At 66.2% G+C, this 18,761-nt stretch carries 15 protein-coding genes and 1 pseudogene; 10 read left to right on the forward strand and 6 right to left on the reverse strand.

Features of this window, described 5'->3' with window-relative positions; all coding sequences use genetic code 11:
* Positions 1-603: 603 nt before the first annotated feature.
* The 3 genes from K9U15_RS02980 to K9U15_RS02990 all read left to right on the forward strand — a co-directional run bounded on the left by K9U15_RS02980 (position 604) and on the right by K9U15_RS02990 (position 3,312).
* Positions 604-1,407, forward strand: coding sequence for a hypothetical protein (locus tag K9U15_RS02980; RefSeq protein ID WP_301155598.1), 804 nt, complete (start codon positions 604-606; stop codon positions 1,405-1,407).
* 17 nt (positions 1,408-1,424) lie between these two features.
* Positions 1,425-2,477, forward strand: a complete 1,053-nt coding sequence (locus tag K9U15_RS02985; RefSeq protein WP_301155599.1) for an NADH:flavin oxidoreductase — start codon at positions 1,425-1,427, stop codon at positions 2,475-2,477.
* A 190-nt stretch (positions 2,478-2,667) separates the two neighbouring features.
* Complete coding sequence (locus K9U15_RS02990) at positions 2,668-3,312, forward strand: vancomycin high temperature exclusion protein (protein ID WP_087190174.1); 645 nt, start codon at positions 2,668-2,670, stop codon at positions 3,310-3,312.
* A gap of 98 nt (positions 3,313-3,410) precedes the next feature.
* Here the strand turns inward: K9U15_RS02990 and nrfD (K9U15_RS02995) are convergent, their stop codons facing one another.
* From nrfD (K9U15_RS02995) to K9U15_RS03015, 5 genes and pseudogenes are all read right to left on the reverse strand, one after another.
* Complete coding sequence (nrfD, locus tag K9U15_RS02995; RefSeq protein WP_301155600.1) at positions 3,411-4,289, reverse strand: NrfD/PsrC family molybdoenzyme membrane anchor subunit; 879 nt, start codon at positions 4,287-4,289, stop codon at positions 3,411-3,413.
* A 5-nt stretch (positions 4,290-4,294) separates the two neighbouring features.
* Entirely contained in the window at positions 4,295-4,915 is a 621-nt protein-coding gene (locus tag K9U15_RS03000) for a 4Fe-4S dicluster domain-containing protein (protein WP_123672684.1), read from the reverse strand.
* 14 nt (positions 4,916-4,929) lie between these two features.
* Complete coding sequence (locus K9U15_RS03005) at positions 4,930-5,766, reverse strand: molybdopterin dinucleotide binding domain-containing protein (RefSeq protein ID WP_367316872.1); 837 nt, start codon at positions 5,764-5,766, stop codon at positions 4,930-4,932.
* Between the two features lie 189 nt (positions 5,767-5,955).
* A pseudogene (locus K9U15_RS03010) lies at positions 5,956-7,203 on the reverse strand (molybdopterin-dependent oxidoreductase); the annotation flags it as partial.
* Positions 7,204-7,248: 45 nt separating this feature from the next.
* The gene (locus tag K9U15_RS03015) at positions 7,249-8,025 is read right to left on the reverse strand and encodes a twin-arginine translocation signal domain-containing protein (protein WP_087190170.1); all 777 of its coding nucleotides are present in this window, start codon (positions 8,023-8,025) and stop codon (positions 7,249-7,251) included.
* A 273-nt stretch (positions 8,026-8,298) separates the two neighbouring features.
* On the opposite strand from K9U15_RS03015, the gene K9U15_RS03020 reads away from it, so the two are divergent.
* Complete coding sequence (locus K9U15_RS03020; RefSeq protein ID WP_301155601.1) at positions 8,299-9,834, forward strand: helix-turn-helix transcriptional regulator; 1,536 nt, start codon at positions 8,299-8,301, stop codon at positions 9,832-9,834.
* 3 nt (positions 9,835-9,837) lie between these two features.
* Here the strand turns inward: K9U15_RS03020 and K9U15_RS03025 are convergent, their stop codons facing one another.
* Entirely contained in the window at positions 9,838-11,463 is a 1,626-nt protein-coding gene (locus tag K9U15_RS03025; protein WP_301155678.1) for a helix-turn-helix transcriptional regulator, read from the reverse strand.
* Positions 11,464-11,674: 211 nt separating this feature from the next.
* Between K9U15_RS03025 and K9U15_RS03030 the strand changes: the two genes are divergently transcribed.
* The 6 genes from K9U15_RS03030 (at position 11,675) to nrfD (K9U15_RS03055) (ending at position 18,546) form a co-directional block, all read left to right on the forward strand.
* Positions 11,675-12,469, forward strand: a complete 795-nt coding sequence (locus K9U15_RS03030) for a molecular chaperone TorD family protein (protein WP_301155602.1) — start codon at positions 11,675-11,677, stop codon at positions 12,467-12,469.
* A 150-nt stretch (positions 12,470-12,619) separates the two neighbouring features.
* On the forward strand, positions 12,620-14,821 hold the full coding sequence (locus K9U15_RS03035; RefSeq protein ID WP_301155603.1) for a molybdopterin-dependent oxidoreductase: 2,202 nt from the start codon (positions 12,620-12,622) through the stop codon (positions 14,819-14,821).
* 1 nt (position 14,822) lies between these two features.
* A complete protein-coding gene (locus K9U15_RS03040; protein WP_301155604.1) occupies positions 14,823-15,359 on the forward strand; it encodes a 4Fe-4S dicluster domain-containing protein in 537 nt (178 codons plus the stop codon).
* 7 nt (positions 15,360-15,366) lie between these two features.
* Positions 15,367-16,233, forward strand: coding sequence for an NrfD/PsrC family molybdoenzyme membrane anchor subunit (gene nrfD / locus K9U15_RS03045; protein WP_301155605.1), 867 nt, complete (start codon positions 15,367-15,369; stop codon positions 16,231-16,233).
* A gap of 147 nt (positions 16,234-16,380) precedes the next feature.
* Positions 16,381-17,028 carry a 4Fe-4S dicluster domain-containing protein gene (locus K9U15_RS03050; protein ID WP_096227355.1) on the forward strand — a complete coding sequence of 216 codons (648 nt, stop codon included), beginning with the start codon at positions 16,381-16,383 and terminating at the stop codon, positions 17,026-17,028.
* Between the two features lie 72 nt (positions 17,029-17,100).
* Positions 17,101-18,546, forward strand: coding sequence for an NrfD/PsrC family molybdoenzyme membrane anchor subunit (nrfD, locus tag K9U15_RS03055; protein WP_301155606.1), 1,446 nt, complete (start codon positions 17,101-17,103; stop codon positions 18,544-18,546).
* Positions 18,547-18,761: the final 215 nt, after the last annotated feature.

Consider the following 18,761-nt stretch of genomic DNA (forward strand, 5'->3'; position numbering starts at 1 on the left):
GGATGCCCTCTTGTCATTTCGGCTTGCGGGCTTGCGCCGTGGGCTGCGCCCGGAAGCCGAAAGTGATTCATGGGGTCCGTCGGAGATGATCCTCGGTTCGTGAAGCCCCTACTGTTGCAGCGGATCGTGGCTTTCGGTGCATTCGGCGGCTGCGGGTCTCGGGTTGCGGTGCCTTCGATGGCTAATATGACGTCTCGGTTCTCGGCATCCCCCTTGCCGGAGGCGGCGTTCCGGTTCGCAAGTTCCTGGTTTTGGCAAGAATTTTGAGGTAGGGCACACGCATTCGCGTATGTTTCGCTGACTGCCTCTTTGACAGTGATCTGAACAGGGAATTTCTGGCGCCCCTATTTGCGAAGCGGTCGCGTTCCACACAGTTTTGTGCCCTACCTCGAATTTTTAGCCAAAAGAGCGTATCATGGGCGCATGGACATCGTTGTCGGATACGAATCGGCCCTCGAGTATTGGCGGGTCGTCGGACCGCGCCTCCTTCCCGGGCGCAGGGATCGCCGCGCGGCGACAAGGCGTGCTCATGTGGCGATAACCTCTCGGGAAAGGCCCAGCCTTAACGGGGGAAACCGCCGACCGGCAGGGTGTCGCCTACCCGTGCAGACGCTCGTCGGCAATGCGGAGACGCGCACGAGAACTCCGAGCGTCGTCAGCCACACGTGGGCCGAACTGCCCGACGGGTCGGTTGCCGATGCGGGGATGGGGTTTCTGGTGAGCACGCCCGAGTTCTGCTTCCTGCAGCTGGCAAGCCGGCTCTCTCTCGCGCACCTGATGCAGGTGGGGTTCGAGCTTTGCGGCACCTATGCCCTCGCGGAGGACGGCCCTGCGAAGCAACGCAAGGAACCCCTCACGTCGGTGGGCGAACTCAAGTCGTTCATTGAATCGGCCCCGAACGCATATGGACGCGCGAAGGCTCTGCGTGCGGTCCGCTACCTGATGGACGGCTCTGCCTCGCCTATGGAAACCGTGCTCGCCATGCTGCTGTGTCTACCGTACAAGCTGGGAGGATACGCTATTCCGCGGCCCGCGCTCAACTATCGGGTGGATGTTCCACCCAGCATGCGGAAGCTGGCTGACCGCTCGTTCTGCGTATGCGATCTCTGCTGGCCGGCAGCCAAGCTGTCCGTGGAGTACGACAGCAAGCGGTACCATACGGACCCCGAGCGCCAAGACAGCGACGCGCGTCGTCGCAACATGCTCATTGCTTTAGGGTATACCGTGGTCACGGCATCGTGGAACCAGGTGACGGATGGCGGTGCATTCAACCGTCTTGCACAGCAGGTCGCGAAGCAGACGGGCAAGCGGCTGCGGTACGTGGATCCGGCCTTTACGCGCAAGCACATCGCCTTGCGCGACGAACTGCTAGAATCGTTGCATCGATCCGCAGAAGACGGGTTATAGGAGAGGCGGGAGGCATTATGGGCACGCTGTTCGAGGAGATGTGCATCGGGAGCCTGCAGGCGAGGAACCGTTTGGTACGGGCGGCAACCTACGAGGGGCTGGCTACCGATGACGGGCACCTCACGCCGGAGCTGGCGGCGGTCTGCGAGGAGATGGCGGCCGGCGGGGCGGGCACCGTCATCTTGGGGTACGCGTACGTGACGCCCGACGAGCAGCCGAACCCGCGCATGTTGGGAATCTACGACGACTCGTTCGTGCCCGAATACCGCGAGCTGGTGGAGCGTCTCCGCGCCCGCGGCGCGCGTGTCGTGTCGCAGATCGTGTACGGCGGCTCCGCGACCAAGCTCGATCCCCCGAGCGCGTGCATCCTGGGCCCGTCGGCCGTGCCCAACCCTAAAACGGGCATCGTTCCCGTCGAGGCCTCCGCGCGCGACATCCGCCTGCTCGTGGAGGCGTTCGCCGCCGCCGGCCGCCGCGCGCGCGATGCGGGGTTCGACGGGGTGGAGCTGCATGCCGCCCATGGCTATCTGCTGAGCCAGTTCTTGAACCCGCTGCTGAATAGGCGTGCAGACGAGTACGGGGGCTCCGTCGAGAACCGCGCGCGCATTGCCGTGGAGGCGCTCGCGGCCATCCGGCGGGAGGTGGGAGCAGAATACCCCGTGCTCGTGAAGCTGAACAGCTCGGACGGGGTCGAAGGAGGCCTGACCGAGGACGACAGCCTTCGGGTGGCGCAGCTGCTGGTGGAAGCCGGCGCATCGGCTATCGAGGTGAGTGGGAATTGGCGCACCTGCCGTGCGCGTGACTTCGGTGGCGAGCCGTTCTTCGCCGCCTACGCGCTCCGGCTGGCGCGCGCCGTGCCGGTTCCGGTGATACTCACGGGCGGTAACCGCCGCGTCGAGGCGATGGAACGCCTGGCCGACGAGGGCATCGCCGGGTTCGGCCTGTGCCGCCCGCTCATCTGCGAGCCCGACCTGCCGATGCGCTGGGCGGCCGACCCGCAGGTCGTGCCGCGCTGCGTCTCGTGCAACGGCTGCAGCGCCACGCCGGGCCACCGGTGCGTGCTGCGCTAGCTGGCGACAGCGGGGCGCAGCCGAATGCCGTAGCGAGCTGCTGCCGGCATCGAGACATCGGTTCAACCGTTGTTTGTGGACAAGTCCGTGAGATTCGATGGCGGCCGTGTTGCGGCAGTCTATCGCCTGCGTGCGTTTGCTATCATCAAACCTTATGACACGTAACAAGAAACATGGATGGTTGAGGCGTATGGTCGGGTTCGTGATCGGGTGCGCGGTCGTTGCGACGTTGGTCGTCGCGGGAACGAACCTCGCCACGGTCGCTACGACGAGGGATGCCATCGTCGACACCGAGACGGCTGCGACCTTCGGCGCCGACGCCGTCGTGGTGCTGGGCGCCTCCGTGTTCGCTGACGGCACGCCGTCGGGCATCCTGCAGGACCGTCTGGACGATGGCATCGCTCTGTACCGCGCGGGCGCCGCGCCCAAGATGATCATGAGCGGCGACAATTCCACGGTGTCGTACAACGAGGTGAAGGCCATGAAGGACTACGCCATCGCCCAGGGCGTGCCCAGCGAGGACATCTTCTGCGACCACGCCGGCTTCTCCACTTACGAGAGCATGTACCGGGCCAAGCACGTGTTCGGTGCGGAGCGCATCGTGGTGGCCACGCAGACCTACCACCTGTACCGCGCCCTCTACTCCGCCCAAGGTCTCGGCCTCCAGGCCGTGGGCGTGCCGAGCGACTACCACGCCTACAGCAAGCAGACCCAGTACGACCTGCGCGAGATCCCCGCGCGCACGAAGGACTTCTTCAAGACGCTGTTCAAGGCCCCTTCGACGTTCGTGGGCGACCCCATCAGCCTGAACCAGTCGGGCGACGTGACGGACTAGCGGGTTAAGAGCGCCAAAGACAGCGTCCGCAGCCGCCGCGGGAGGGAGAAGCCGGCGGCTGCGGACGTGTCGAGCGAAAAGCTCGCCAGATCGGCGTGCTAGAACAGCACCACCGGCACGGCGGCCATGATAACCAAGTAGCGCAGCAGGAAGCCGCCCACCAGCACGCCCGCCTCGCCGGTCACGGCAAGGCCCGTGGCGCCTGCGCCGTCTGCGGCCTTCCTGGCCTTCGATGTCCGGTAGAGCTCCAGGCAGAAGGGCAGCGCCAGCCCTATCAGGACGAGTCCCAGCCAGAACGGCACGGCGTACGCGCCGAACGCAAGGCTGGCGACCGAGGCTGCCGCGGCAAGCGCCGCGCTGCCGCCCGTGCCGGCCACAACACCCAGCAGCGCAGCGATCAGCACGGCCTCCGCTACGGGAAGCACGAGCCCCGTCTTCCTTAGGAAGCCAAGGGACTCCAAGCCCTCCGCCTTCATGAGATGCGCGACCAGGAGCACGGCCGCGAAACCGGTCGACGCGGCCGACACCAGGAACAGCAGCGGCAGCACGACGGGGTTCCACAGCGGGAAGCCAGGAGCGTCGCCCAGCAGCATGCCGGTGTACACGGCCACGGCCACGGCGCACACGAGCCCCACGACGTCAAGTGCCTTGGGCGTGCTCTTCTTCACGAGCATGACCACCAACGCGATCACGCTCACCGCCATGAACGCGATGAGGATGACCACGCCCCACGCCATGATGGACGAGAAGTTGCCCAGCAGTCCGAAGAAGCGCAGCGGGTTCATGAGCCCTGCCTTGGCGTCCACCATGAGAAGCACCGTGCCCACGCCCACCGCAATGGGCGCGATGACGTAGCCGATGGTGCGCAGCTTAACGGCGTCGGGCTTGACGAAGCCCACGAGCGCGGCGAACGCGAACGCGCCAGCGCCCAATCCTGCCAGGAACAAATACGTTGCGATGATTCCATCCCATACCATGCTGATCACCTCTCGTACGGCTTGACGACGTTGCCGCCGCGGTGGATGGCGGACACGACGGGCATCTCGCTTATCTCAGAGAGGCCGATGTAGTGCAGCGACGGGTCCAGTCCCAGGTCGGCATGGAGCACGTCGGTGTCCGAGGCGGCGATTTTCTTGGCGATGTCGCTTTCGGGGTCGTTAAGGTCGCCGAAATAGCGCGCCCTGGTTATGCAGGTGCCCACGCAGGCCGGCAAGAGGCCATGGGTGGTACGATGGTGGCAGAACGTGCACTTGCCCACCTCGCCGGTCTCGTCGTCGACCCAGCGAGCCTGGTAGGGGCATGCGGCCATGCAGTATTTGCAGCCGATGCACTTCTCGGGGTCCGTCATGACCACGCCCTCGTCGGTGCGGTAGGAAGCCCCGGTGGGGCACACCTTCACGCAGGGGGCGGAGGCGCAGTGGTTGCACTGCTTGGGCACGTTGGCGCGGCGCACGATGCCGCCGTCGTCCACGTCCCAGCTCTCGACCCAGGTGTTGAACTTGGCCAAAGGCACCGCGTTCTCCTGCTTGCAGGCCACGGTGCACGCGTTGCAGCCCACGCAGAGGGACAAGTCGATCAGCATGCCGAAACGTTTCTCACTCATTGCTCACCCCTCCTTTATGCTTTCTCGATCTTGTACACGCCGCCGGAACGTGCTGGCGATGCCGCCTCGGGGTCGACGTACGGATAAGGATCCTCGACGGTAGGATCGAGGATGGTTTGCAGGTGGACGCCCGCGCCGATGGCCGGGTCTCCCGGTCGGCTTTCCCCGCCCTCGATCAAGACGTCTTGGGCTCCATAGCCGATGTGACCGTAGCCGTAGGCCACGCCGAACGTGCCGCGCGCGATGCCGGCGCGCACCATGGCCTCGCCCTCCATCACGTCGCCCGTCGGATTCGTGATGCGGATGGCATCGCCGTCCTCGATGCCCAGATCGGCCGCGTCGTCCAGGTTGAGCTCCAGGTAGTTGTGGGCGCACAGGTCCCGCATGATAGGACTGTTCGCCAAGAACGTGATGGAGCGGAAGCGCGGCTTGTAGTTCGTGGAGCGGAACGGCCATTCGCTCTCCGGGTACTTCTCGGCCAGCGGCGTGAGGTCGGCCAGCAGCTCGGGGGTGGAGCTAAGGGTGCCCGGCAGCTGCTTGCCGGAGAACGGGTTCGCATCCGTGGCCTTGCGCTCGCTGTAGAAGATGGTGAGGTGGTCCTTCATGTAGGCGGAACGTCCGCCTTCGCCCGTGCTCTCCTCGACAGGCCAGAAGCGCCCGCCGCGCGACAGCACGTTGAGCACCTTGGGCCATTCCTCGGCCGTGACGGCCTTCTCCCAAGCTGCGGGCAGCTCGTCGAGCGCCTGAGCCTTCACGTCCTCGCCGGAGACGTCGGCCACCGGCTCGGTGTCGTAGGCCAGGTTCGCCACGGCCTTCAGGAAGAAGTCGCAGGCGTCGTTCAGCGGCCACATCTTCCCGTCGGCGCCCTCGATGGCGTCCTCGCCGAAACCGGGCACGCCGCATTCCTTCGCCACGTCGACGATGAAGGCCTCGTAGCTGGCGTAGCGCCCGTCGTCCAGCTGGACGGTCTCAGGGGTCTTGGCCGGCCAGCGCACCGCGTTGCCCTTGCCCTTCCAGTAGCCCTCCTGCGTGACCACGCCGAAGCTCTCGAAGGGGTTCGTGTCGGGCACGAGGTAGTCGGCCAGGCTGGCGTGCTCGCCCACCACCACGTCGCACGCGATGTGCAGCGGTATGATGGCCGGGTCCTTCAGCCGGTCGATGATGGCGTCGCGCATGGCGCCCGAGGACGCCTGGAGCGTGTCGGTCATCCACGAAACCAAGATCTTGGCTTGGTAGGGATAGGCCATGGCGGCCGAGACGAGCGCCTGGTTGTCCGAGCCGCTCGGATGGCTGTACCACGGCAGCCGTGCCTTCGGATCCTTTTCGCCGGCGGCGACGCGGTTCTTGTACTCGTCGGTCTTGTCGAACGTCTTGCCGGTGCGCGAGATGTACGTGGCGTTCTTGGCCGAGACGCCCGGCTTGCCCTTGACGGTTGCCAGCTTGTACTGCGTTCCGTCCGCCGAGGTCTTGGCTGACACGCGGCGCGACATGGTGCCGCCCACCATCTGGTTCGATCCTACCATGGCGTTAAGGAACAGGTAGGCTGCCAGGCCGTTCACGCCGGTGGCGTTGGCCGTCGAACCCAGGCCCGCTGCGGACGATTTCACGCCGTGCGAGGCGAATTCCCTGGCCACGTTGGCGATGGTATCGGCGGGCACGCCGGTGATCTCGGCATACTCGTCGAGGGTGTTCGCAAAGGCCTCGTCCTTGAGGAAGAGGTAGCTTGCCCGCACCTTGATGCCGTTGACCTCTCCTTCGAACTCGATGTCGCCGGCGGTGGCCTGCGTGTGCACGGCAGGCTGGCCGGTGGAGGGGTCGACAACCACGTAGTACGTTGGCTTGGTCGTTGCCTTCGGATCGGCCTCGGGCTCTTCGAGGCCCGCGTCGGCCGGGCGCATCATCTTGCGGAAGTTGGGATGGCCCTCGTCATCGATGACCAGGTAGGAAGCGCTCGTGTAGGAGGCGTAGCCCCCGGCCACGGCAGCCTTCTGGTTTGGAAACGACAGGTAGACGGTGTCGTTCGCGTCGTTCTCCATCATCCAGCGGATCATGCCGAGCGCCAGCGCGCCGTTTGTTGCCGTCTTGATGGGATGCCAGGTGATGTTCTTGTCGAGGGGGTTGCAGCAGCCATTGCCCAAGACCGGGTCGAACACGTCGAGCTTGCAGGTGCCCCGATGCACATTCTCAAGCGTGCGCTTGGCTATGCCTTGGAAGCTCTTGCCGTTGGAGCCGGGCTGGGTGCCCAGCCATAGCACGTACTCCGCGTCCTCGATATCGGGCTGGACGCTGGCGGACGAAACCTGAAAGTGCGAACTCGCACTTGCGGAGCCGCCTCAAGTGGAGCCGTGGCCGTACTGGTTGATGGTGCCGAAGTTGCTGGAGAAACGCGTGCCGATGGTGGTGCGGCCATCACCACGCCCTCCCAGGAACACCACCTGGTTCGATATGGGGCCCAGATCGGGCTGATCGGGGTTCATGGGCTTCTCCGTGTCGTGGAGCGCCTTGAAGCCCTCGATATCCTGGTTCTCGCCGATGTCGGCGAACAGCTTGCCGCCTTCCGTGACCTCCGTGATGAGTTGGTCCCACGTAATGGGCCTCCACTTGCCCTCGCCGCGCTTGCCCGCGCGCTTCAGCGGCACGGTCACGCGGTCGGGCTGCGAGTAGCCGTCCTGGGTTCCCTGCCCGCGGCCGCATACCGTGGCGCGCACGATGTTCCCCTTGCCATGGGCGAAGCTCATGGTGCGGTACGCTTCCTCGAGGGGATCCTCGAAGTTCAGGTACGGATACGCGCAGCTGGGATGGTACGGGTTGCCGCCAACCGACAGCAGGCGGCCCGATGCGCGATCGAGCTTCAGCCGGTTGCCGCACGAGCTGTAGCAGCCGAGGCACGCGCTGTTGCGCACGATGACGTCCTCGTTGACGGTCACGTCCCCCGTCTTCGGGTCGATGGTGGCCTCGACGGGGTTCCCATGCTTCTGCTCGGGAAACGCGGTCTCGTCGGCGAACGCCCTTCGGTCAGGGGCTGCAAGGCCCGCGCCGGCGACCGACAGCGCTCCCAGGCCGCCAGCGGCTTTCAGGAAACTCCGTCGATCGAGGTTGATCGTTGCCATAACTCCCTCCTTCTCCTCCTTCGGTTCGCCGGCTGCTATGCGGCCGGCGCCCCCATCTTGCGCTGCTCGCGAGCCGTCGCCATCCCCACGTTGCCGTGAATGTTGCCGGGAGGGGTTCCCCGAACATGGTCACAATGTGACTATTTCGCTGAAAGCGCAGGTGGAAGGGTTGGGCACGCCACCCACAAACAAGGGGTATTGCGTTACCATTTCCCTGGAGGGAGGGGGATCGTGGAAGCTGATCCCCGAACGTGCGTAACAGGGGGCGATCAGATGGCTCGGTATCTGGCAAGCTGCATGGCGACGTATCGGAAGCAAGCGCTCGGGCTCGGGCTCTTCCTGGCATGGAACTACTATTCGTTCTTCTCGTGCGGGCTCGTGCCCGTCACTCGCATCATCAGGAGCAGCGAGCGCGTATGGATGTGGGTGGGCTTGCTCGTGGCGCTTGCCTCGGTGGTGCTGCTTCTGGTCTCGGCGCGCACGTCGTTGGTAGAAAGGCGGTGGTTCGGCGTGGCGGCCGCCGCCTTCTCGACGGCAGGCACCGTTATCGTGTGGATGGGGTTCGTGGAGGCCGGCACCTACGAGGCGCCTTCGGCGGTGGGCGGTATGCTGGCCGGCGTGGGCTTCGCCATGATGGCTATGGTCTGGGGCCACCGTATGAGCGGGTACAACGAGGCGGCCATCGAGTTCTCGGTGCCCGCCTTGTTCATCGTGTCGTTCCTGGTATACTTTGCGCTCCTGGCGCTCAAGGGGCCGGCGTCTTTCGTGGTCGACGCGCTCCTGCCCGTTGCATCCATGTACTTCGCATTTCGCTCGGTGGACTGGGGGGACGAGGAGGCCGTTCAGCCCTGCGTAGACGGCAGGCGCATGGGCGGCAAGGAGCTTGGGTTCGCGCTCGCCGCCATCGCGACGCTCTGCCTGCTGTTCGGCATGCTGTGGTTCCAGTTTTCGTACTTCCGTCTGCTTTCCACGCCGAACGTCATCGGCGACCGGTTCTTGCACTATCTGGTGCCGTTCTCGTGCTCGTCGGTGTTGTCCATTGTGGCGCTCGTGTTCTGCCTCCAGCTTTCACGATACTTGAACTTCACGCTCATGTTCCGCTGGGGCCTCCCGCTGCTCCTGCTCGGCTACGTGCTGTTGTTCCGTGACTACGATGATCCCGTGCAGCGGATCGTGGCGTACACGGCGAACTTCATCGGCATGTTCGGGGTGCAGTTCACGTTGTGGATCGCGACGCCGAAATACGTGCGGCGCTCGGGCCTGCCGTCGTCCGTGCTGTTCGGCGGGCTCATGGCGGCCGAAGGGGTGGGTATCTACTTGGGAACATGGTACGGGCTTTCGGTGATCGACGGCGTGACGGCGGCGAACGTGATGAGCGAGACGCTGCTGTTCTTCGTGGGCGTGCTGCTCGTGGCCATGGTGGTGGGATTCAACCCGCGGTGGTCGTTCTTCCGCACCAAAGGGCGGTGGGTGTCGGGCGAAACGGGGGATGCGGGCGGCAAGAACGGCGGAGCGTATGCCGACTCGGCCGCCGACGACATCGCGCACCTGTTCGTGAAGCAGGCAGGGGAGCTGCAGCGCAGGTACGGCCTGTCGAGTCGCGAGACCGAGGTGGCGGCCTTGCTGCTGGCCGGGCGCAGTCGCCCCTACATTCGCGACGAGCTGGTCATCTCGCTCAACACGGTGCATTCGCATGTCAGCAACATCTATGCAAAGTGCGGCGTGCACTCGCAGCGGGAGTTCATGGACTTGCTCGCCGCACCGCGCGAGGGCGCAGCCGGCGCAAGGCGCGACGAGGTGGAGGGATAGGGGTCAGCCGTACCGCTCGATCAAATCGATGACCTGCTGCTTGGAGTGGAGGTCGGTCTTTTCCAGGATGCGGCGGATATGGGTGCGTACGGTGCTCTCGGATACGAAGAGGGCTTCGGCGATCACCTTGGCCGAGCGGCCGCGGGCCAGGAAGGGCAGCACCTCGGCCTCGCGGCGGGTGAGGCCGTAGTCCTCGGCGATGGCGGCGTAGAGGGCCTGCTCGGCATCCTCGCCGGCCGCCGGGGCGGGGGTCGCGGGTGCGGCGGGTAACGGTGCCGGTGCTGCGGAAGGGGCCGCAGCTGGCACGGAGGGCGCGTGAGCGGCCGCCGTGGCGGGCGCCGCAGGCGCTGAGGCGGCCGCGGCGTCTGCGGGAGCGGTGGCGGCGGGCGCGGGCGCCCCTCCGACCTTAGGCGGAACTGCCACCCCGTCCAAATACGCATCGCCTTGGCCCTTGCCGCCGCCTGCGGCCAGGCGGCGTTTGCGGCGCAGCATGTTGAACAGCCCCAACATGACCAGCACGTACAGCGCGCCGATGGACACGCCCACGATGAGCGCCGACGGCTTGCCCGGCACGAGCGTGATGAGGAACCCGATGCCCATTCCCACCAGGCGCAGCAGCACGGACAGCGAGCGCACGATGCCGCCCACGATGTAGCCCGACACGGCGAAGTCGTAGGAGCAGGCCGCCACGAGCGACCAGATGATAACGTCGAACAGCCCGTAGCTGGCGCTCATGATGATGTTGAGCGCCACGGGGTTCGTCTCCCAGAAGAACGGCAGCACGGCGAACAGCACCACGATCACCGGCACGATGATGCGGTACGCCAGGTCCAGGTTGATGCGCGTGCGCGCGTACAGCACGAGCCCCACGAGCGCCGCAGCCACCACGAGGTTGGCCACGAGCGGGCTAAGGTGCGCCTCGTTCACGGACCCCACCGAAAACACGGTGAGCTCCCACACGAAGCCGAACAGGCACGAGAGCACCAAGCTGGCCACTATCAACCCCAGCAACGAACCCAGGGCGGCAAGCGAGCGGCGTGTTCCGCCCGAGGGTGCGGCGCGCCCGTCCGGCTGCTCCGCTCGGCACCGCAGCAGGCATGCGTACGAAGCCAAGGGCAGCGGCAGCATAAGCACGATGGCAGGCACGCCCAGGTTCTCGCTCAAGAGCGACACGGCCAGGAACAGCGCAGCGGTGAGCAGGAACGTCACCGGAAGGTAGAACGACGTGCGCGCGGGATGCATGCGTCCGTAGCAGTCGGCCCAGCTTCCCCAGAACAAGCCGTAGCCCACGCCCGCCACCACGGCCCCGCCCAAAAGCAGCGGCAGCAGCGCGCCGCCTCCTGCGCGCCCGGCGGCGAGCACCAGCAGCAGGCCGGCAACCACGAGCACGGGCAGGGGCCAGATGGGCAGGCGGTCGATGCGCACGGGGTCGTTCTCGACCCAGGCGGCCACCGCCAGCATGGTGGTCATGTTGGCCACGAACGACACGATGACCACCAGCGACTCGTATTCCGGCGTGTTGGCGGCACCCGACAGCAGGATGGAGCTGCGGAACGTGAGCATGCTGCAGGCCCAGAAGAAACCCATACCCAGATGGTGCAGGCGCATCGTCTTCCACACCATGCGCATGCTGCGCCGATCGCGTGCGACGGACACCGGATCCCCTATCTCGTGTGGTGCCGCAGGGGTGACGAGTGCGTAACGCCTCCGCTCCGCCCGTTTCGGCACGCTGCTTTCAACAAAGCGTTTAACAGGGGAAAGGGGCAAATCATCAATTATTGATGACAACCGTTTCCCGCCTCGCGCCTACGATGGGGCCACCGAGGAAAGGATGCCCGCCGTGGACGCGACTTCGAACGTAGTCACAATATTATCGCTCATTGCGCCTTTGTTTTCCGTTCTGACCGAAGCGGAATACGGCGACGTATCCAAAATCGCCATGCAGCCGGAGATGCGCGCGGCGGTAGCGGCGTTGGCCGAAGAGGCGGCCCGAACGGCTCCCTGCACGGGCGAGGACGGACCGGCGCGCACGGGTTCCGATGCGGCGTGCTCCGGCGGAGGGGCCGCGGGCGGCCTTTCCGCATGCGCTGCCGCGCTGCCCTCGTGGGAGGTGCGCTCGACGTTGCAGAACGAGGTGCTCCTGCCCGGCATGCCGCTGGCGGCGCTGCCGGTGGAGTCGCTCTACAAGCCGTGGTCGTCCGCGCCGGAGAATGCCTTCGGCGCCCAGCGCGGCCTGTACCTGGGCGATGCGGCGCGCCATCTGCAAAGCGTGTACGCGACGCTCCAGATAGAGGTTCCCGCGCGCTTCGCCGCCACGCCCGACCACTTGGCGCTCACGCTCGACTTGCTGGCCCTGTTTCTGCAGAACGGCAATGCCCAGGCGGCGGCCGATGTCGTCCGCGACCACCTGGACTGGCTGGACGACTACGACGCGGCCCTGGCCTGCAGTGCCGAAGGGGCCGCCCGCTCCGAGCGGCTCGACGGCGCGCGTCGCGCGGCGCTCGCAGAGGGAATCGTCCACCTGCGCGCCCTCGTCGCGTTGGCGGGCCGTGCCGCGCGGGCGGCACAACCGGGGCTTTCCGCGCAAGCCGCGCCGGGGGAGATGCAGCCAGCGGCCTGCGCGGCTACCGGCTAGATGGCGTGCGCAGCGCACGGCATCCGACAGCTATTCCGGCTCCGCCGACGGCACGGCTGCAACCGCACCTGCAACTGCAACGCCGCCCTGTCGACAGAGCCTGAACGAACCAAGACGACCGAACAGCACGAAACGAAAGGGAGGAACGGGATGTTCGAAGACGTTTCAAGGCGAACGTTTCTGAAGGGGACGGCCGCCACAGCCGCCCTCGCCGCCGCGGGCTCGCTCTCGCTCGGCGCCTGGCGCGCCGAGGCGCAGGCCGACGAGGCCGGCGGCGCGACAGCCGGCGAGACAAGGCAGGCGCCGTCGCTCTGCAACGGGTGCTCCAGCAAGTGCGGCCTCGTGGCCACCACGGTGGGCGGCAGGCTGTACACGCTCAAGGGCAGCGAGGTGCACCCCTACTCGAAGGGACGCATCTGCGGCCGCGGCCACGGCCTGGCCCAGCTGGCGTACTCCGACGAGCGCGTCACGCAACCGCTGCGCCGCAAGGACAACGGCGAGTTCGAGCCCATCGACTGGGACACGGCTTTCAGGGAAATCGGCGAGAAGGTGCAGGCCATCATCGCGAAAGACGGCCCCGAATCGCTCGCCATCATCCAGGACCCGCGCCCGTCGGGCAAGTACTACTCCAAGCGCTTCATGCATGCGCTGGGCTCCCCGAACGTGTACGCGCACTCCTCGTCGTGCAACCTGTCGAAGGAGAGCGCCTACATGCAGACCATGGGCGCGTCGAACTACTCCACCGACTTCGGCAACGCGAAGATGGTCATGTTCATCGGCCGCAGCTACGGCGACGGCATCCGCCCCTCGTCCGTGCAGAGCCTCGCGTCCGCCAAGGAGGCCGGAACGCGCATCGTGAGCGTTGACCCGCGCCTCAACAACTCCGGCATCTTCTCCAGCGACTGGGTGCCCATCAACCCGGGCACCGACCTGGCGTTCATCCTGGCGCTCTGCAACGTGCTCATCGAGGAGGACCTCTACGACCACGACTTCGTGGAGCAGAGCACCGCGGGCTTCGACGAGTTCGCCGCCCAGGTGAAGGAATACACGCCCGCGTGGGCCGCCAAGATAACCGATGTTCCCGCCGAGCGCATCCAAGAGCTGGCACGCGCGATGGCGAAGGCCGCTCCCGCCGCCTCCATCGAGGCGGGCTGGCGCGCCGTCATCGGCTGCTCGTACCAGAACTCGTTCGAGACGGCCCGCGCCGCCTCGGCCGTGAATGCGCTGCTGGGCTCCTACGGGGCGAAGGGCGGCGCGCTGCTCACGTCGTCGCCGAAGGCCGGCGCGCTGTCCGACGCCCGCTTCGCCGACCCGCCGAAGCCCGCGGCCAAGCGCGTGGGCAACAAGGAGTACCCGCTGGCCCTCGACAGTGCCGGTACGAACCTCGCCGCGCTCAAGGCGGCGCTCGATGGAACCATCAAGGGCCTCTTCTTCTACAACTCCAACGCTGCGAAGGGCTACGCGCAGCCGAAGAGGTGGACGGAAGCGCTGCAGAAGACCGACCTGGCCGTGACCATCGACGTGCAGATGTCGGAGACGGCGCTGCAGTCCGACTACGTGCTGCCCGAAGTCACGTACCTGGAGCGCCTGGAGCTGCCCGAGTGGATCGGCGGCAAGAAGCACTTCGTGGGCATGCGCACCGCAGCCATCGATAAGGTGCTGCCGGACGCCAAGACCTGCGACGAGATATTCAACGGCCTGGCCGAGGCCTGCGGCGTGGGCGAGTACTTCCAGTTCACGGCCGAGGACCTGGCCGCCGCCCAGCTGGCAACCGTGGGCGTGGATATCGACACCATGAAGAAGGAAGGCGTGGTGGAGCTGCCCGACCCCCGCTTCCAGTACGGCACGCCGAAGTTCAAGACGCCGTCGGGCAAGTTCGAGTTCTCCTCCGAGGCCGTGGGCGCCGCGGGCCTGAACCCGGTCATCAGCTGGATCCCGCGCAAGGTCATGCCGAAGGACGGCGAGTTCTATATCGTGGGAGGCAAGCAGGGCATCCACTCCCACACCATGACGCAGAACATCGCCTGCCTGAATGCCATCTCGCGCGAGTACCACATGGAGCGCCTCTGGATATCCGCCCAGGACGCCGAGAAGCTGGGCGTGCAGACGGGCGACACGGTGGAGGTGGCGTCGAGCGAGCACACCGGCCAGGTGGAGGCCCGCGTGACGCAGCGCCTGAAGCCCGGCGTGGTGTTCCTGCCCACGCACTACGGCGGCGATTCGCCGGCCCAGACGCGCGCGTACCGCTACGGCATCGCGCTCACGGATTTCATCCCGTTCGACATGGAACCGGGCGTGGGCTCCATGATGAGCCAGGAGGTTGCGGTTACGGTGAAGAAGGTGGAGGCATAACATGGCACGCTACGGAATGCTTATCAACACGAAGAAGTGCGTGGGCTGCTTCGCCTGCCGCCTGGCCTGCCAGGCGAAGAACCACCTGGAACCCACCGAGGCGTTCATCAAGTTCCACGAGATTGAGACGGGCGAGTTCCCGAACGTGTACAACGAGATCGTGCCCACCCAGTGTCAGCACTGCGAGGACGCGCCCTGCGCGGCCGTGTGCCCCACGCATGCCACGTATGTCACGGACTCCGGCGTGGTGCTGGTGGACCCCGAGAAGTGCATCGGCTGCAAGTACTGCATGGCCGCGTGCCCTTACCAGGCCCGCATCGTGCAGGAGTCGACCGGCGTGGTGGAGAAGTGCCGCTTCTGCTGGGAAAACGGTGAGCCGGGCAACCCGCCCGCCTGCGTGGGGACGTGCATATCCGGGGCGCGCGTGTTCGGCGACCTGGACGACCCCGAGAGCGACATCTCGCAGGCTATCGCGCAGTACCATGCGCAACCGCTCGCAAGCAACCTGACCGCTTCCAAGATCTACTACGTGAGGTGATGAAACCATGGTTTGGGGACCTTTGATCGCATGGTATCTGTTTCTGGCCGGCGCCTCGGCCGGAGCGTTTCTGACGGCCGCGTTCGTAGAGGCCAAGTATCCCGACAGCAACAAGATGCGCATCGCCGGTCGTATCATCGCGCCCGTGTTCTTAGGGCTCGGCCTGCTCATGCTCATGATCGACGCCGAAGCCGGCCTGCACAACCCGCTGCGCTTCTTCTGGCTCGTGTCGAACCCCGGCTCCGTCATGACGCTGGGCGTGTACTTCATCTGCGTCTATATGCCGGTAGCCTTGGCGGCGGCCGTGCTCGAGATACTGAAGAAGAAGGTGCCGAAGTGGCTCACGTGGATCGGCATCGTGTTCGCGTTCGCTGTGGCGGCCTACACCGGCTTCCTGCTGGGCGTTGTGAAGGCGTACCCGTTGTGGAACAACGCCATCCTGCCCATCCTGTTCGTGGTGTCGGCGCTGTCGGCGGGCCTCGCGGCCACGTCGCTTGTGGGCCTCGTCACCGATCGCGAGCGCTTCGAGCACATGTGGCTCATCAAGAAGTCGCACGTCATCCTCTCGGCTATTGAGATGGTGGTGTTGTTCACCATGCTCGTCATCGTGAGCGCCGGCAGCTTCGAGGGTGCGGCATCGGTGCACTCCCTGATAGCGGGGCAGTATGCTCCGGCGTTCTGGGGCGGTATCGTCGTCTTGGGCTTGATGGCGCCGTTCTGCATCGAGGGCTATCCGGTGTTCATTGCGAAGCGGGTGGAAACGTCTACCACGTCGCTGGTGGTGAGCCTCATCGGTGAGGCGGGCGTGCTCGTGGGCGGTTTCCTTCTGCGCCTGCTGGTCATCTTGGCGGCGTTGCCGGTGCTGTTCCTCTGACCTTTCTCGGCCTCGGCCCGCATTCCCCTCGGCAGCCGATGGCCGTTACCGCAGGCGGTCTCCTTCCCCCTGGGACCGCCTGTTCTCCTTTGGAGCACCGCGGCCCTCTCGGGTCGTGGTGCTCCCCGTTAGGAAAGTAGGTGCCGCATGGAAGATTCCTCCCGCCCGCATTGGGGCATGGTCATCGATCTGGCGAAATGCGTCGGGTGCGACTCGTGCACCGTGGCGTGCAAGGCCGAGAACCGCACGCCGCCCGGCGTTACGTACAACGTGGTGCTCGAGCAGGAGACGGGGACGTTCCCCAACGTGCGCATACAGGCGGTGCCGCGCCCGTGCATGCAGTGCGAGAACCCGGCGTGCGTGTCGGTGTGTCCCGTGCAGGCCACGTACCGCGGTGAGGACGGCATCGTGGTCATCGACGCCGATCGCTGCATCGGCTGCAAGTACTGTATCGCCGCCTGCCCCTACGGCGCACGGTCGGCCGACGAAGGCTCGTCGTACGCCGTCGAGATGCAGGCGGCCGACCAGGTGACCGCGCCCGAGTACGGCGTGGATCGTGGGGCGCGCGGGAAGTATCGCGGTACGTACGGCACGGTGCGCAAATGCACGTTCTGTGCGCACCGTATCGCCGAGGGCGAGGCGCCTGCGTGCTGCGAGACGTGCATCGGCGACGCGCGGTACTTCGGCGACTTGAACGACCCGGCGTCGAAGGTGGCGCAGCTGGCGGCCTCTCCGCGGGCGTTCCGCCTGCGCGAAGAGCTGGGTACGAACCCGTCCGTCTACTACCTGAAATGATCGAGGTGAAGAGCTATGACATCGAGCGCTGAGCGAAAGGCGCGAAAAGCGCGGGGTTCACGCGAGCCGCGGTTGCAGGCTTACGCGTTGCCGGCGGCGTTCTCGCGCCGCGCGACGGTAGGTTGGGCCGTTATCGTGGGCGTGCTGTTGGCAGCGGGCGCGTACTTCATGTTCGACCGGCTGGCGAACGGCCTGGGCATGGCCGGGGCCACGAACGCCGTGCCCTGGGGTTTGTGGGTGGTGGTGTACATCTGGTTCTCGGGGCTGGCGGGCGGTTTGTACCTGCTGTCGGCTTTGGTGTACCTGCTGAGGCTGCCGTGCTTCGCGCCCATCGTGCGCCTGTCGCTGGGCTTGAGCATGGTGTCGCTTGTGGTGTCGATGATCTTCATCGGCATCGACTTGGGCGCCATCCGGCACTCGCTGGGCACGCTGCTGTTCTTCCACTGGTCGTCGCCGCTGGCTTGGGAGATCAAGGCGTACGTGTTCTTCATGGTGATCGCCATCGTGCAGTTCGCGTTGGTGCTGCTGAACGACAAGCGCACGGCCGAGGCTGCGGCGGGCGGCGACGGGGTCGCGGACGCGCCGGGCGCGGGAGCGTTAGGTGCGGAGTTGTCGGGTGTGAAAGCATCGGCGGCGGGCGCGACGAGCCCCGACGTGCTCAGGCGGCGGGGCAACGTGAACTTGGCCATCCGCGTGTTGGCCGGCGTGGGCGTGGCCACCTCGTTTGTGGGGCCTCCGGGCGGCACGGGCATGTTCTTTGCCGCGGTGAAAACCCGCGGGCTGTGGGAGGGCGGCATCACGTCGGTGCTGTTCTACGTCATGGCTATCGTGACGGCGGCCGCGTTTCTGGTCGTTGCGTACCGGTTGCTGGCACGCTTGCGCGGGGCGCAGCCGGACGGCGGCGTGCTCGTGGGGTTGAACCGCGTGCTGGCCGCGTCGTTGTTTGCGCTGGCGTTCTGCATATTCTTCCAAGTGGCGCCGGCGCTGCTGTCGGGAGACCCGGCGGTGGCTGCCCCCGTACAGGCAATGGTGGCAGGTCCTTTGGCGCCGCTGTTCTGGCTGGGTGAGATCGGGCTGGGCCTCGTGGCGCCAGCGGTGCTGCTGGCGGTGGGCGCGGCGCGCTCGCGCGGCGCTCGTGATGGCGGCGCCGTTGGGGCCGATCGCGGCAGTGCTGGCGGCGCGTGGGCCGTGGCTGCCGCGCTGGCGGCTCTGGCGGGCGTGCTGGCGTTGCGCTATGTGCTGGTGGTGGCCGGGTTTTCGGTGCCGCTCTTGGCTGGTATGCCCACGCCGGTCTATGTGCCGAGCCTCGGCGAGGTGATGGTGGCGCTGTATGTGCTGGGGCTGGCTGTGGGTTGCTACGGCTTGGCAGTAAGGTTGCTGCCGCTCGAGCGCATGGGTGCGAGTGAGGGAGAAGTTTGGCTGGAGAGCGCGTATACAAAGGCGGTGCCCGATGCGGATGCGTCATCGTGCGGCGAAGGCTCGAGGGCTAAGGAGGTGCGCGATGGAAGCGCAGCGTAACGACGGCCGGTCGAAGGAAACATGCGGTGTCGGCGCGGAATACGCGCCAACGGTAGCAACGCCGTCTGCGTGCTCTTGTGCGAGCGGTATGATCGAGCCGAATTCCGCAAGCGTGTTCGGCACGCCGTCGCGGCGCGCGGTTGTGGGTGCGGGCTGCGCGGTGGCGTTAGGCGCTTTGGCGGCAGGAACCGGATTGGGGGCTTATATGGCAAGCG

Origin of the sequence: Gordonibacter sp. RACS_AR68 (assembly GCF_030418485.1) — a bacterium.
Lineage (GTDB): Bacteria > Actinomycetota > Coriobacteriia > Coriobacteriales > Eggerthellaceae > Gordonibacter > Gordonibacter urolithinfaciens.

Coding starts and splice junctions, on each gene's coding strand:
- K9U15_RS03020 (WP_301155601.1), top strand. CDS start 8,299: ATGGCTCGGTATCTGGCAAGCTGCATGGCGACGTATCGGAAGCAAGCG.
- nrfD (WP_301155605.1), top strand. CDS start 15,367: ATGGTTTGGGGACCTTTGATCGCATGGTATCTGTTTCTGGCCGGCGCC.
- K9U15_RS03040 (WP_301155604.1), top strand. CDS start 14,823: ATGGCACGCTACGGAATGCTTATCAACACGAAGAAGTGCGTGGGCTGC.
- K9U15_RS02990 (WP_087190174.1), top strand. CDS start 2,668: ATGGTCGGGTTCGTGATCGGGTGCGCGGTCGTTGCGACGTTGGTCGTC.
- K9U15_RS03005 (WP_367316872.1), bottom strand. CDS start 5,766: ATGTGGCCGCTGAACGACGCCTGCGACTTCTTCCTGAAGGCCGTGGCG.
- K9U15_RS02985 (WP_301155599.1), top strand. CDS start 1,425: ATGGGCACGCTGTTCGAGGAGATGTGCATCGGGAGCCTGCAGGCGAGG.
- K9U15_RS03000 (WP_123672684.1), bottom strand. CDS start 4,915: ATGAGTGAGAAACGTTTCGGCATGCTGATCGACTTGTCCCTCTGCGTG.
- K9U15_RS03015 (WP_087190170.1), bottom strand. CDS start 8,025: ATGGCAACGATCAACCTCGATCGACGGAGTTTCCTGAAAGCCGCTGGC.
- K9U15_RS03050 (WP_096227355.1), top strand. CDS start 16,381: ATGGAAGATTCCTCCCGCCCGCATTGGGGCATGGTCATCGATCTGGCG.
- nrfD (WP_301155600.1), bottom strand. CDS start 4,289: ATGGTATGGGATGGAATCATCGCAACGTATTTGTTCCTGGCAGGATTG.
- K9U15_RS03025 (WP_301155678.1), bottom strand. CDS start 11,463: ATGCGCATGGTGTGGAAGACGATGCGCCTGCACCATCTGGGTATGGGT.
- K9U15_RS03035 (WP_301155603.1), top strand. CDS start 12,620: ATGTTCGAAGACGTTTCAAGGCGAACGTTTCTGAAGGGGACGGCCGCC.